Origin of the sequence: Mammaliicoccus sp. Dog046 (assembly GCF_034039665.1) — a bacterium.
In the GTDB taxonomy this organism is placed as follows: domain Bacteria; phylum Bacillota; class Bacilli; order Staphylococcales; family Staphylococcaceae; genus Mammaliicoccus.
The window spans coordinates 631,477-645,021 of sequence record NZ_CP120131.1; the positions used below are offsets into that span (position 1 = coordinate 631,477).

At 33.1% G+C, this 13,545-nt stretch carries 13 protein-coding genes; 11 read left to right on the forward strand and 2 right to left on the reverse strand.

Annotation, left to right across the window (positions count from 1 at the left end):
* Positions 1 to 142: 142 nt before the first annotated feature.
* Both P3U32_RS03080 and P3U32_RS03085 read right to left on the reverse strand, forming a co-directional pair.
* Positions 143 to 1,588 (reverse strand): YhgE/Pip domain-containing protein, encoded by a 1,446-nt coding sequence (locus tag P3U32_RS03080; RefSeq protein ID WP_323704137.1) that lies wholly within the window; start codon positions 1,586 to 1,588, stop codon positions 143 to 145.
* Positions 1,572 to 2,030, reverse strand: a complete 459-nt coding sequence (locus P3U32_RS03085) for a MarR family winged helix-turn-helix transcriptional regulator (RefSeq protein WP_323704138.1) — start codon at positions 2,028 to 2,030, stop codon at positions 1,572 to 1,574. The genes P3U32_RS03080 and P3U32_RS03085 overlap by 17 nt, the downstream gene beginning before the upstream one ends.
* Positions 2,031 to 2,273: 243 nt before the next feature.
* Here P3U32_RS03085 and P3U32_RS03090 point away from each other — a divergent pair, with 243 nt between their 5' ends.
* The 11 genes from P3U32_RS03090 (at position 2,274) to P3U32_RS03140 (ending at position 13,544) form a co-directional block, all read left to right on the forward strand.
* On the forward strand, positions 2,274 to 3,374 hold the full coding sequence (locus P3U32_RS03090) for an ABC transporter ATP-binding protein (protein ID WP_323704139.1): 1,101 nt from the start codon (positions 2,274 to 2,276) through the stop codon (positions 3,372 to 3,374).
* 33 nt (positions 3,375 to 3,407) lie between these two features.
* Positions 3,408 to 4,661, forward strand: a complete 1,254-nt coding sequence (locus tag P3U32_RS03095) for an extracellular solute-binding protein (RefSeq protein WP_323704140.1) — start codon at positions 3,408 to 3,410, stop codon at positions 4,659 to 4,661.
* A 14-nt stretch (positions 4,662 to 4,675) separates the two neighbouring features.
* A complete protein-coding gene (locus P3U32_RS03100) occupies positions 4,676 to 5,944 on the forward strand; it encodes a sugar ABC transporter permease (protein ID WP_323704141.1) in 1,269 nt (422 codons plus the stop codon).
* The gene (locus P3U32_RS03105) at positions 5,944 to 6,786 is read left to right on the forward strand and encodes a sugar ABC transporter permease (protein ID WP_323704142.1); all 843 of its coding nucleotides are present in this window, start codon (positions 5,944 to 5,946) and stop codon (positions 6,784 to 6,786) included. Before P3U32_RS03100 ends, P3U32_RS03105 begins: the two co-directional genes overlap by 1 nt.
* Before the next feature lie 15 nt (positions 6,787 to 6,801).
* Complete coding sequence (locus P3U32_RS03110) at positions 6,802 to 7,815, forward strand: LacI family DNA-binding transcriptional regulator (RefSeq protein WP_323704144.1); 1,014 nt, start codon at positions 6,802 to 6,804, stop codon at positions 7,813 to 7,815.
* A 4-nt stretch (positions 7,816 to 7,819) separates the two neighbouring features.
* Complete coding sequence (locus P3U32_RS03115) at positions 7,820 to 9,475, forward strand: alpha-glucosidase (RefSeq protein WP_323704145.1); 1,656 nt, start codon at positions 7,820 to 7,822, stop codon at positions 9,473 to 9,475.
* A gap of 413 nt (positions 9,476 to 9,888) precedes the next feature.
* Positions 9,889 to 10,854, forward strand: coding sequence for a dihydroxyacetone kinase subunit DhaK (dhaK, locus tag P3U32_RS03120; RefSeq protein WP_323704146.1), 966 nt, complete (start codon positions 9,889 to 9,891; stop codon positions 10,852 to 10,854).
* A gap of 11 nt (positions 10,855 to 10,865) precedes the next feature.
* Positions 10,866 to 11,441 (forward strand): dihydroxyacetone kinase subunit DhaL, encoded by a 576-nt coding sequence (gene dhaL, locus P3U32_RS03125; RefSeq protein ID WP_323704147.1) that lies wholly within the window; start codon positions 10,866 to 10,868, stop codon positions 11,439 to 11,441.
* 2 nt (positions 11,442 to 11,443) lie between these two features.
* Positions 11,444 to 11,809, forward strand: coding sequence for a dihydroxyacetone kinase phosphoryl donor subunit DhaM (dhaM, locus tag P3U32_RS03130; protein ID WP_323704148.1), 366 nt, complete (start codon positions 11,444 to 11,446; stop codon positions 11,807 to 11,809).
* A gap of 83 nt (positions 11,810 to 11,892) precedes the next feature.
* Positions 11,893 to 12,594, forward strand: coding sequence for a FadR/GntR family transcriptional regulator (locus P3U32_RS03135; RefSeq protein WP_323704150.1), 702 nt, complete (start codon positions 11,893 to 11,895; stop codon positions 12,592 to 12,594).
* Positions 12,595 to 12,809: 215 nt separating this feature from the next.
* The gene (locus P3U32_RS03140) at positions 12,810 to 13,544 is read left to right on the forward strand and encodes a (Fe-S)-binding protein (RefSeq protein ID WP_323704152.1); all 735 of its coding nucleotides are present in this window, start codon (positions 12,810 to 12,812) and stop codon (positions 13,542 to 13,544) included.
* Position 13,545 lies beyond the last annotated feature (1 nt).

Genomic DNA, 13,545 nt, shown 5'->3' on the forward strand with positions numbered 1-13,545 from the left:
CGTGCGATTAGGTATCAAACGCACGAAGACTTTAAGGGTAGTGGCGAAATATCGTGCGATTCAGTATCAAACGCACGATATCTTCTGCTCCACAAACATAAAAAAAGGCTGAGACAATTTTGTCTCAGCCTTTTCATATTTATTAATAGTCATTTTCGTTTGCGATTCGTCGTAAGTGAGGATACTTAGATCTTATAACGTATACAAGTAGTGTAAGTGCTGCAAATACGATAGCAATACCACCAATAATCAGCATTGATTGGCCATAAGATACATCACTTGTGAAGTTAAAGATATTTTCTCTTAGTGCTTTTATCACATAACTCATTGGAGAGAATGGATGTAAGTCTTGGAATATCTTACCTGACAATTGAATTGGGAATGTACCTTCACTTGAACCTAATTGAAGTATCAATAGGATAATTGCTAAGAACTTACCAATGTTACCAAGTACGACAGTTAAGAACGGAACAATCATATAAGCTGCGATACTCCATAGTACTAACGTCAATGTGAAGTAACCTGGATTCGCAATGTCAATTTCAAATCCGTATAAACATAATACAGCTAATGCTAATGATGAACCGAGTGCTTGCATCATAAATATTGAAAATTTACTTAACCACCATTTGAATCCAGTAGAATCTCCAATACGTTTATCGATAGGGTACACAGCAGCAAATGCAACTGCACCTACATATAAACTTAATGAAAGGATATATGGTGCAAAACTTTGACCATAGTTGTTAACTTCAGTTAAGTCATCTTCATTAGAAACGACCGGTTTGTTAATGGCTTTTATATTTTTCTCTTCAAAGTATTTGCCTTTAGATTGATCAATGGCTTTATCAATACTTTGTTTTAATTTATCGTTGTTTTGTTGTAGATCATTTAATCCTTGAGTCACTTGCATGCTACCTTGTACTAGTTGTTGACCTTCAGCGCCTGCCATAGGTGCAAGTTGTTCTAATCCAGAGTTTACTTGACCGTTACCATTGATTAATTGTGATTCTGCATCTGACATTTGTCCAAGTGCTTTAGAAGTATCTTTGTAACCTTTAGTAAGTTTATTCATACCTTTAAATGATTCGGACATATATTTTTCTCTGACAGAAGCGCTTAAATTATCTTCAACAGCTGTTAATACTTTACCAGCAATTTGTGAGCCAGTATAACTGTAACCTGGATTCGTCTTCACATTTAAGTCGATCTTTTTAGGATTTTTATCAAGCATTGATCCTGCATGCTTTGTTGTATTAGATGGGATAGTAATAACAGCATAAGATTCACCATGTTCAAGATGTTTGTCAGCTGTGTCTTGTTTTACAAACTCCCATTTAAATTTATCGTTTTCTTTTAATTTATCTACAAGATCATTACCGATATTTGCTTTCTTACCATTTACTTCTCCGCCTGCATCGTCATTTACGACAGAAATTTTTAATTCTTTTGTCTTGCCGTATGGGTCCCACAACGAACCGACGAATACAGAACTATAAATGAGGGGGATGAGCATAACAGCGATTAATGAGACAAATAAGAATTTATGAGTCCATAGATTCTTTATATCATCAAACATGATTGACATTATCCTTTCCGGTTATAAGTTTGTTTGCTTTTTCAAGTTGTTTAACGAAAGTTATGATTTCTTGATCCGTGAAATGAGATGATAATTTACGATTAAATGTCTCGTATATAATATTTTCAGTTCTACTAACAAGTTCAAATCCTTTATCGGTTAATAGGACAGCTTTCTCTCTTTTATCTTCACCTTGTTGAATTGAAATCAGTTCGAGTTTACTTAATTTATTAATTCGGTTTGAAATGGCCGTTTTGAAAACGCCTTGCTTCGAGGCGATAAAACTATATGTACATCTAGGGAAGTCTTTAACGATTCTTAAAGTTTGATATTGTTCCTTAGAAATAACTTCATCCACACCAGAATTATTTAAAATCTTAGCAACCTCACTATGAATGTTGACGATAGATTCTTGAAATAAATTAAAAGCTCTCTTTAATTCTTCTTCCATTAATAGTACACCTCCTGTACTGAATACAAGAGTTATAGTACACCCTATGTACTAAAAATGCAAGGGGTTAAATCACATCCTTTAACAATCGTTTGCGCTTATTTATAAATTAATTGAATTTAAAACTGTTAATAGTTATAAAAAACTAATGCAATCGTTTGCATAAAAATATTGACTTTTTAACATTTTACACATAAGATAAATGTAATAATGTAAGCGATTACAATTTTGGAGGATGAAAATATGACTGAATTGAAGTTAGAAAACATTAAGAAAACGTACGATAAGGGGAATACAGTTGTTCGAGATTTTAACTTACATATCAAAGATAAAGAATTCATCGTATTTGTTGGACCATCAGGATGTGGGAAGTCTACAACTTTAAGAATGATTGCAGGGTTGGAAGATATTACGTCAGGTGATTTTACTATTGATAATAACAGAATGAATGATGTAGCACCGAAAGACAGAAATATTGCGATGGTCTTTCAAAATTATGCGTTATATCCACACATGACAGTGTATGACAATATGGCTTTCGGACTTAAATTGCGCAAGATGAACAAGAAGGAAATCGATAAACGTGTACAATATGCTGCGGAAATTTTAGGGTTAACGGAATATTTACCTAGAAAACCTAAAGCTTTATCTGGGGGACAGAGACAAAGGGTTGCACTAGGTCGAGCAATTGTAAGAGATGCGAAAGTCTTTTTGATGGATGAACCATTATCTAATTTGGATGCTAAATTAAGAGTTCAAATGAGAACTGAAATTTTGAAATTACATGAACGATTACAAACGACAACAATATATGTTACTCACGATCAAACAGAAGCATTAACGATGGCCTCGCGAATTGTAGTACTTAAAGATGGAGATATCATGCAAATTGGAACACCTAGAGAAGTATATGATTCACCAGCTAATGAATTTGTCGCGCAGTTTATAGGATCACCTTCAATGAATATCTTTGACGCGACAGTTAATCAAGATGAACTAAAAATAGGTCACCAAGTTATTAAATTAAGTGAAAGTAAAGCAAGATTATTAAATCAAAATGGATATGACGGCAAAACAATTAGGTTTGGTATCCGTCCTGAAGATATTCATGATGAACCTATTTTTATTAATGCCAATAAAAATGCAACATTTAAGACTAAAGTACTTGTTAGTGAATTATTAGGTTCTGAAATTATGATTCATGGTCTATTTAATGATGAATCTTTTTGTGCAAAGTTAGATGCCAGAACAGTTATTAACCCAAATGATGACATTGAACTCGCACTTGATTTAAATAAATGTCACTTTTTTGATAAAGATACCGGTGAGAAAATTGGTCAGTAATCAAAATGATATTAATTGAAAGAAGGGGAGTAAATGAAGCAATTGATGAAAATGTGTTCAATCATACTAGTTACCATCTTACTTGTAAGTTGTGGACCGGATCGAACACAAGAAGACATAGATAAAGCATTAAACGATGATGAAAAAACAGCCAAACCAAAATCACTCACGATGTGGGTAGATGGTGATAGACAAATGGCATTTTATAAGAAAGTAACAGAAAAATATACAAAGAAAACGGGCATAAAAGTGATATTGAAAAACACTGCCCAAGATGATCAAGTAGATAATTTATCCCTTGATGGCCCATCAGGCAAAGGGCCGGATTTATTTTTCCAGCCACACGATAGAGCTGGAGACGCATATTTACAAGGGTTAGCTGCGGAAATCGACTTTACGGATAAAGAATTAAAAGGTTATTCGAAAGAAGCATTAGATGCACTCAATTATGATGGGAAGCAACTTGCATTACCGGCCATCGTAGAATCAACAGCTGTTGTATATAATAAAAAACTTGTAAAGACACCACCAAAATCAATGGATGACGTTGAGAGAATTGCAGCAGAGGTTACTGATAAAGATAAAAAGCAATATGGATTTATGTTTGATGCAAAGAACTTTTATTTCAATTATCCATTCTTATTCTCACAAGGCGGATATATTTTTAAAGAACAAAAAGATGGATTCGATACAACAAAAGTAGCAGTTAATGATCCGTCCGTAGTGAAGAATGGTGAGAGGTTACAGTCGTGGTATGACAAAGGATATATTACGAAATCAGCCAATCAAGATGTCATTGTTGGATTATTTAAAGAAGGAAAAGTAGGGATGTTTATCACTGGCCCATGGCAAACGAATGAATTTAAAGAAGTACTCGGTGATGACTTTGGCACAGCAACATTCCCAACAGACAATGGAAAAGAAATGAAACCTTTCTTAGGCGTAAGAGGTTGGTTTATTTCAGAGTACAGTAAAGAGAAGTATTGGGCTAAGGATTTATTATTATATTTAACGAATAAAGAAAATATGCAGCAATACACGGATGATATGCAAGAAATCACGGGTCGTACTGATGTATCTTCTAAAAATAAATTATTAAAACCATATGAAAAACAAGCGAGAAGTGCGATACCAATGCCTAACATTCCAGAAATGAGTCAAGTGTGGGATCCGATGGGAAATGCAGCAACATTTATATCCAATGGTAAAGACCCTAAAGCAGCACTTGATGAAGCTAAAAATGGCATCGATGAGCAAGTTGAAATTATGAATGCCTCTAAAAAATAAAAGAAGGTGTAATAGTGAAGAAGAGAAATCCAAAATTAGCGGCCATGCTTTCAATCATTCCAGGTATTGGCCAATTTTATAACAAACGATATATCAAAGGTAGCATCTTTATTATATTCTTTATAAGCTTTATTTCAGTGTTTTATCAATTTATGAATATTGGATTCTGGGGATTATTTACTTTAGGTACAGTGCCTAAACTAGATGATTCAAGAGTGTTATTAGCACAAGGGATTATATCATTATTATTAATTGCATTTGCATTAACGCTATATGTTGTAAATATCATTGATGCATATCGTAATGCTGATCAATATAACAAAGGACATGAAATTAAAGATAATAAAGGAAGAATGGTGGCCACATGGGATAAGACCTTTCCTTATTTATTAATTTCACCAGGTATATTTTTATTAATATTTGTTGTTGTATTCCCATTATTATTCATGTGTTTCTTAGCATTTACAAATTACAATTTATATAATGCGCCACCTAGACATTTATTAGAATGGGTAGGCTTTGAAAATTTTAAATCATTAGTGACTGTACCGATTTGGAAAACTACATTTTTTAATGTTTTAACTTGGACAATTGTATGGACATTAGTAGCAACGACATTGCAAATTGCATTAGCATTATTACTAGCAATTATTGTGAATCATCCATTAATCAAATTCAAAAAACTAATCAGAACGATATTAATTTTACCGTGGGCAGTACCATCGTTCGTAACAATTTTAATATTTGCAGCGATTTTCAATGATGATTTTGGTTCAATTAATAATGATATATTACAGCCATTATTAGGCATTGCACCTGCATGGTTAAATGATCCGTTCTGGGCAAAGGTTGCATTGATTTTAATTCAAGTATGGCTTGGATTCCCATTTGTATTTGCATTATTCACAGGTGTTTTACAAAGTATTTCATCAGACTGGTACGAAGCGGCAGATATGGACGGTGCATCAAGTTGGCAAAAATTTAGAAACATTACTTTTCCACACATCTTATTTGCGACTGCACCATTATTAATTATGCAATACGCAGGTAACTTTAATAACTTTAACTTAATTTATTTATTTAACAAGGGTGGTCCACCTGTTTCTGGCCAAAATGCAGGAAGCACAGATATCTTAATATCTTGGGTGTACCGATTAACATTTGATATGCAAAATTATAATATGGCAGCGACAATATCTTTAATTATAGGATTATTTATAGCAATTATTGCGTTTATTCAATTCAAAAAAACAAGTACATTTAAAGACGAGGGGGATATTTAATGAATAAGAAAAATAAAAATATTTTAAAAGCGATATTAATGTATGGCATATTAATCGTCATGTTTATTATCATTATTTATCCACTACTATGGACTTTAGGGTTATCACTCAATTCAGGTTCGAATTTATATGGATCGAGTATGATTCCAAAAGATGCGTCTTTAAAAAATTATATTTACTTGTTAACTGATCCATCGAGTGATTATTTAACGTGGTATAAAAACACATTGCTTGTAGCATCAGCCAATGCATTATTCTCAGTTATATTTGTAGGTTTAACAGCATATGCTTTTTCTCGTTATAGATTTGTAGGTAGAAAGTACGGGTTGATGGCATTCTTAATCTTACAAATGTTTCCGGTATTAATGGCAATGGTAGCGATATATATTCTGTTAAATACGATTGGATTGTTAGATTCTTTATTTGGATTAACATTAATTTATATCGGTGGTTCCATACCAATGAATGCATTTTTAGTTAAAGGATATTTCGATACAATACCGAAAGAATTAGATGAATCTGCTAAAATAGATGGTGCAGGGCATTTGAGAATATTTTTCACGATAATGTTGCCATTAGCGAAGCCGATATTGGCAGTTGTTGCTTTGTTTAATTTTATGGGGCCATTTATGGACTTTATTCTGCCAAGAATTTTATTAAGAAGTCCCGAAAAATATACTTTAGCAGTAGGATTATTCAATTTTATTAATGATCAATTTGGTAACAACTTTACAGTATTTGCTGCAGGCGCAATGATGATAGCTATCCCAATTTCAATTGTGTTCTTATTATTACAAAGATATTTGGTAACTGGTCTGACTGCCGGAGCAACTAAAGGATAATGAAGGAGTGATCTCGTGGTTACAATTAAAGACGTGGCAAGAGAAGCCAACGTTGCACCATCTACAGTTTCAAGAGTGATTAGCGGACATAAGAGCATTAGTGAGAAGACATCAAAAAAAGTAAAAGCTGTGATGAAGCAGTTAGGATATCAACCTAACATAGCTGCGAGAACACTTGTTACACAGAAAGCAAAAACGATAGGATTAATTTTGAAATCGTCCTCAAAAGAAATGACGCAAAATCCATTTTTTACAGATGTGTTGATGGGGATTTCAATCGCATGTAAAGAACGAGAATACTCTACAATCATGACGACTTCCATTGAGCAAGATGACTTAATTGAAGAAGTTGAAAATTTAATTAAATCAAAATCTATCGATGGATTTATTATGCTTTATTCTAAAGAGCAAGATCCAATTGCGCACCTTTTAAAAACGTATAACGTGCCTTTTGTCGTGATAGGAAAACAATTACAAGACAGAGATATTATTCATATCGATAACGATAATATAGATGCAAGCTTTGAAATAACAGAATATATGATTAATAAAGGGCATGCACATTTAGCCTTTATTGCGGAACCGGATGATTATGCCGTAGCATTAGATAGAATTTCAGGATTTAAACAAGCGTGTGAAAAAAATAATATACAAAACTATGAGATATATCATGCAAATCCTGACAGGGATGAATTATTAGAAATAATCACAAGTATGAAGAAAAGAAATGCATTTCCATCTGCAATTATTACATCAGATAGTATGATTAATATTAATTTATTAAGTGCGCTATATGCATTAAATATTAGAATTCCAGATGAAGTGATGACAGCGACATTTAACGATTCCTTTATTAATACTTATGCATCGCCGCCACAAACAGTTGTGAATATTTATCCTGATCATTTAGGAGAAGAAGCGGGCATCGCATTAATCAAACTTATTGAGAATCCAAATATTTTAAGAAAAAATACAATCGTTCCTACCGAAATTATAGAACGAGAATCAACAAAAATAAGAGGTGAATAAAGGTATGGAAGAAAGAATTTGGTGGAAAGAAGCGGTTTGTTATCAAGTATATCCAAGAAGTTTCAATGATTCGAATAATGATGGTATTGGGGATATCAATGGGATTAGAGAGAAACTTGATTATTTAAAAGATTTAGGTATTGATGTGATTTGGGTATCACCAATTTTTCAGTCGCCAAATGATGACAATGGTTATGATATTAGTGACTATCAAGATATTATGAATGAGTTTGGAACAATGGAAGACTTTGAATTGTTATTGAAAGAAACACATGAAAAAGGTATGAAACTTATTTTAGATTTAGTCATTAATCACACATCAGATGAACATCCTTGGTTTATTGAATCTAAATCAAGCAAAGAGAATGACAAACGAGATTGGTATATTTGGCAAGAAGGTCAAAATGGAAAAGAACCAAATAATTGGGGAAGTATATTTAATGGTTCAGCATGGGAACAAACAGAAGAAACTGACGACTATTATTTACATATCTTCAGTAAAAAACAACCAGATTTAAACTGGGAAAACTCAGATGTCAGACAAGCAATATATGACATGATAAATTGGTGGTTTGAAAAAGGAATAGACGGTTTCCGAGTAGATGCGATTACTCATATTAAGAAATCTTTTGAAGATGGAGATATCACATACGCTGATGATGAACAGAATTTCAAAGCTGCTTTTGAACGATATACAAATCGACCAGGCATTCTGGAACATTTAAGAGAATTACGTGATGAAACTTTTAACAAATATGACATTATGACAGTCGGTGAAGCAAACGGTGTAAGTCCGGATGATGCTGAAGACTGGGTCGGTTTTGAAAAGGGTATATTTAATATGATATTTCAGTTTGAACATTTAGGTTTATGGAATACGGAAGATAGTGGCTTTGACGTTATTCAATATAAAAACATCCTAACTAAGTGGCAAGATAAACTTGAAGGTAAAGGATGGAACGCACTATTTATAGAAAACCATGATCAACCAAGATGTGTTTCTACTTGGGGTGATGACCAACAGTATTGGTTTGAAAGTGCGACGAGTCATGCTACGAATTATTTCTTGCAAAAAGGAACACCATTTATATATCAAGGACAAGAAATAGGCATGACAAACTACCCATTCACATCTTTAGATGAATTTAATGATGTTTCAGTAAAAAATGAAATAAAGTTAAGAACAGAAAATGGTGAAGATACATCTCAACTGTTAGAAACATTTAGCAAAGTGAATAGAGATAATGCACGTACAATGATGCAGTGGAATAGTAGTAAACACGCAGGATTCTCAAATCACGAACCGTGGTTTCATGTTAACCCAAATTACGTAGACATCAATGTTGAACAACAATTAGAAGACGAAGAATCGTTGTTAAACTTTTATAAAAAAATGATAAAATTAAAAAAAGAAAATGACGTATTTAATTATGGAGTATATGAATTGATAGATCACAACCATGAACAAATATATACGTATAAGAGAAAATTAAATAATGATCAAGTCATAGTCATGAGCAACTTAACAAATGAAGAAGCCGAAATAACATATGATATAGACTTTGAAAATCAAGAATTGTTGTTACACAATTACAAGTCGATACAAGACAATAAAATAATGGCACCATTTGAAACAAGAGTGTATCGAGTGGTGAATTAATAGATAAAAGATTATTAATGGGATTAAATAACCTATTAATAATCTTTTTTTGTTGGAAATGAGAGTGGCGTTATTAGCATTTTGAGGAGAAAGTGCAAATAAGGGTGTCGTTATTAGCAAGAATGAGCAAACGTGCAAATAAGAATGCCGTTATTAGCAAGAATGAGCAAACGTGTAAATAAGAGGTGCCATATTAGCAAGAGTGAGTAAACGTGCAAATAAGAGGTGCCATATTAGCATTATAAGGTGAAAGTGCAAACAAGAGTGTCGTTATTAGCAAGACTATGTAAACGTGCAAACAAGGAGTTCCATATTAACTGAATTAAATACCATTACCCTTATTGTTAACGCTTACTTGCGCAATCGTTCTATAATGGAGATGTAATATGAAGAATTCGACGGGAGGTATTTATATGAAGAAATTAATGAAAGAAAAGACGAATTTCGTTGCAGATATGCTAGAGGGTATCAAAGTGATGGACCACTCTGTTGAAATTATTAGTGACAATGTCGTTGTTCGAAAAAATCTTAAATCTAAAGGTGTCGCACTTGTATCAGGTGGTGGATCTGGACATGAACCTGCACATGCTGGTTTTGTTTCGGAAGGTATGCTCGATGCAGCTGTATGTGGCGAAGTGTTCACATCACCAACACCTGATAAAATATTAGATGCCATTAAACATGTAGCCACTGAAGAAGGCGTATTACTTATTATTAAAAATTATGCCGGAGATGTTATGAACTTTGAAATGGCACAAGAAATGGCTGAAATGGAAGGTATTCAATGTCAGTCAGTTATCGTTCGTGATGATATTTCTATAGATAATGAACAAGATAGAAGAGGTGTTGCGGGTACTGTTTTTGTGCATAAGTACGCGGGATATTTATCGGATAATGGATATAATTTAACAGAGATTAAAGAAAAAGTTGAAGCTTTTATTGAAAGTATAAAAACAATTGGAATGGCAATTTATCCTTGTTTAGTACCGACAACCGGTCAATATGGATTTGATTTAGACGATGAAAAAATGGAAATAGGTATTGGGATCCATGGTGAAAGAGGTATTTATCAAGAAAATATTGAACCAGTGGATGACATTATAAAAAGATTAATGAATGAATTAGAGAAAGAAGTATCTGAAAAAGAATTAATCGTAATGATTAATGGCATGGGAGCAACACCTGATTCTGAACTTGCTGTAATCGCAAAATATTTTAATGATTACGCAATCAATCATAAACTAGATATTAAGAAATGCATAGTTGGCAATTATATGACAGCATTAGATATGCAAGGATTTTCAATTACATTAGTACCTTATCAAGAAGAGTATTTAAAAGCATTTAACGCACCAACAGAAAGTAAATATTTTAAATAGGAGGTAGCAATATGAATGCAGAATTACTATTACAAAATTTAAAAGCACTTAAAGATACATTTGAACAAGAGGAACAAAATTTAACACAGTTAGATAGAGTGATTGGCGACGGTGACCATGGCGTTAATATGTTAAGAGGATTTAAAGCTGTAGATGAAAAAGTATCTGGAACAACAATCAGTGAAGTATTGAAATCGACAGGTATGACATTAATGAGTTCAGTCGGTGGTGCTTCTGGCCCACTTTATGGATTCAGCTTCGTTAAAATGGCTGGCGTAGATGAAGATGAAATCACTTCGGATAATCTAAAATCATTTATAGACGAGTTTAAAAATGCTGTGGCTACACGAGGTAAAGTAACAGGTGGAGAAAAAACAATGTATGATGTTTTATTGAAAGCATCTAAACATCTAGAAGAAGGTCAACCGTTAACAAATGAAGTGTTACAACAATTTGCTGATGAAACAAAAGAATTAGAAGCAACTAAAGGTAGAGCGGCTTATTTTAAAAAAGATTCAGTCGGACATATTGATCCAGGTGCACAAAGCATGGTGTATGTCTTAAATGCAATCAGTAAGGATGTGTAAATATGGCTACAATCGGTATTATCAGTCACAGTAATGATATTGCTCAAGGTGTTAAAGCATTATTAGAACAAATGTCTCCGAGTGTAACGGTTATTGCTAAAGGTGGCACTAATGAAGGTGGCATTGGGACAAGTATTGATACAGTCAATGAAGTGATTAATGAAATGGAAGAAGATGCGATGCTCTTTTATGATATTGGCTCTTCTGAAATGAATTTAGAAATGGCACTTGATTTGTATGAAGGAACGCTTCAGTTGTACAAAGTAGATGCTCCAATCGTTGAAGGTGCTTTTTTAGCGAGTGTTTCACTTTCAACAGGTGCAACGATTGAAGAAGCAATCAAAAGTGTCGAAAAAGAGTTTTCATAAGTAGGTCTAGATTTATACAATTTAATGAAAAATAAATGTTATAATTGCTCTACGAATGTAATATACAAGGTGGAGAAATAAACATGAAGATATCGAACAAGAAATTATATGAAAAAGTTGCTGATGTCATCATTTTAGATATTAATGAAGGTCGATTAAGTACAGGAGATAGATTACCTTCAATAAAAGCATTATCTGAGAATTTTGGTGTAGGTCAGGCGACAATTCGTGAATCATTAAATGCATTAAGAGCGATGGGTTATGTAGAAATTAAACATGGTAAAGGTACATTTATCGTTGAAAAAGAAGAACCACGATTTAACGTCGATGCAGTTTGTGGGGATATGAAAGATATTGAAAACTTATTAGAAGTCCGCAATATCGTTGAAGTAGGTCTTGCAAGACTTGCTGCTAAAAATCGAACTGAACAAGATTTATCTGAAATAGAACAAGCACTGCGCGATATGGAAGAAGCCATTAAAGAGAGCAAGTTAGGGGAGACACCAGATTTAGCATTCCACCTTGCAATCGCAAAAGCATCTAAGAACGATATATTAATTCAAATATTAGAAAATGTTTCAGATATTATGCAAAATACAATGAAAGAAACAAGAAGAGTTTATTTATATACGAAAAGTAAATCTATAGAGAAACTCTACAACGAACATAAAGAAATATATGAAGCGATAAAAGTACAAGATGATACATTAGCACAAGACAAAATGGCATTTCATTTAAGTGAAGTAGAAAAAGTCGTGTTAAGTAATATAAACAATCAAGAGTAAGTAAAAACACCAATCTGACTATTTTAGATTGGTGTTTTTTATTAGTATTTTTACACACAAGGTCATATGATGACTTAGCAAATTATGCTATAATATTGCTAAGTCAAATTATTAAATAGAGGTATTAATTCTTTAATTGAAAGAAAATAGAACCTTTAAAAATAATTTATGGGCATTAAAATTTTAAAGCAAAATATAATAAGGGTGGTTATATTATGAAGGTGAGTTTATTTTCTACATGTTTAGTAGAAGCTTTAAACACACGTGTAGGCATTGCAACAGTTGAGCTGTTAGAAAGATTGGGCTGTGAAGTGGACTATCCAGCTAGTCAAGTTTGTTGTGGTCAACCTGCATTCAATTCTGGTTATGTTGAAGAGGCTAAGAAAGCAGCAAAATTGATGATCAATGCTTTTGCTGATTCAGAATATGTCGTTAGTCCTTCTGGGAGCTGTATTACAATGTTTAAACATTATCCAGATGTGTTTGAAGATGATAAGGAATGGTATGCAAGAGCTAAAGCGTTAAGTGATAAATCGTATGAATTAACTCAATTTATTGTGGATGTATTAAAAGTAACGGATGTCGGTGCACATTTAAAAGGCATAGCAACAGTACATCCTTCGTGTCACATGACAAGACTTCTTGGTGTTGTTGATCAACCGAAAGCTTTATTAGAACAAGTGGATGGCTTAGAGTTGGTTGAATTACCTCATTACTATAATTGTTGTGGATTTGGTGGGACTTTTGCAGTGAAGATGGGAGACGTTTCTACAGAAATGGTTGATGAAAAAGTAGACTCAATCTTAGCAACGGGTGCTGAATACCTGATTGGTGGAGACGCAAGTTGTTTAATGAATATTGAAGGACGATTAAAACGTCGTGGTGCAAATGTTAAAGTATTGCACATTGCTGAAGTATTGAATAATCAAATAGCAAAGGCGGTGCAATAAT

Coding starts and splice junctions, on each gene's coding strand:
- P3U32_RS03105 (WP_323704142.1), top strand. CDS start 5,944: ATGAATAAGAAAAATAAAAATATTTTAAAAGCGATATTAATGTATGGC.
- dhaK (WP_323704146.1), top strand. CDS start 9,889: ATGAAGAAATTAATGAAAGAAAAGACGAATTTCGTTGCAGATATGCTA.
- P3U32_RS03080 (WP_323704137.1), bottom strand. CDS start 1,588: ATGTCAATCATGTTTGATGATATAAAGAATCTATGGACTCATAAATTC.
- P3U32_RS03135 (WP_323704150.1), top strand. CDS start 11,893: ATGAAGATATCGAACAAGAAATTATATGAAAAAGTTGCTGATGTCATC.
- P3U32_RS03140 (WP_323704152.1), top strand. CDS start 12,810: ATGAAGGTGAGTTTATTTTCTACATGTTTAGTAGAAGCTTTAAACACA.
- dhaL (WP_323704147.1), top strand. CDS start 10,866: ATGAATGCAGAATTACTATTACAAAATTTAAAAGCACTTAAAGATACA.
- P3U32_RS03095 (WP_323704140.1), top strand. CDS start 3,408: ATGAAGCAATTGATGAAAATGTGTTCAATCATACTAGTTACCATCTTA.
- dhaM (WP_323704148.1), top strand. CDS start 11,444: ATGGCTACAATCGGTATTATCAGTCACAGTAATGATATTGCTCAAGGT.
- P3U32_RS03115 (WP_323704145.1), top strand. CDS start 7,820: ATGGAAGAAAGAATTTGGTGGAAAGAAGCGGTTTGTTATCAAGTATAT.
- P3U32_RS03085 (WP_323704138.1), bottom strand. CDS start 2,030: ATGGAAGAAGAATTAAAGAGAGCTTTTAATTTATTTCAAGAATCTATC.
- P3U32_RS03090 (WP_323704139.1), top strand. CDS start 2,274: ATGACTGAATTGAAGTTAGAAAACATTAAGAAAACGTACGATAAGGGG.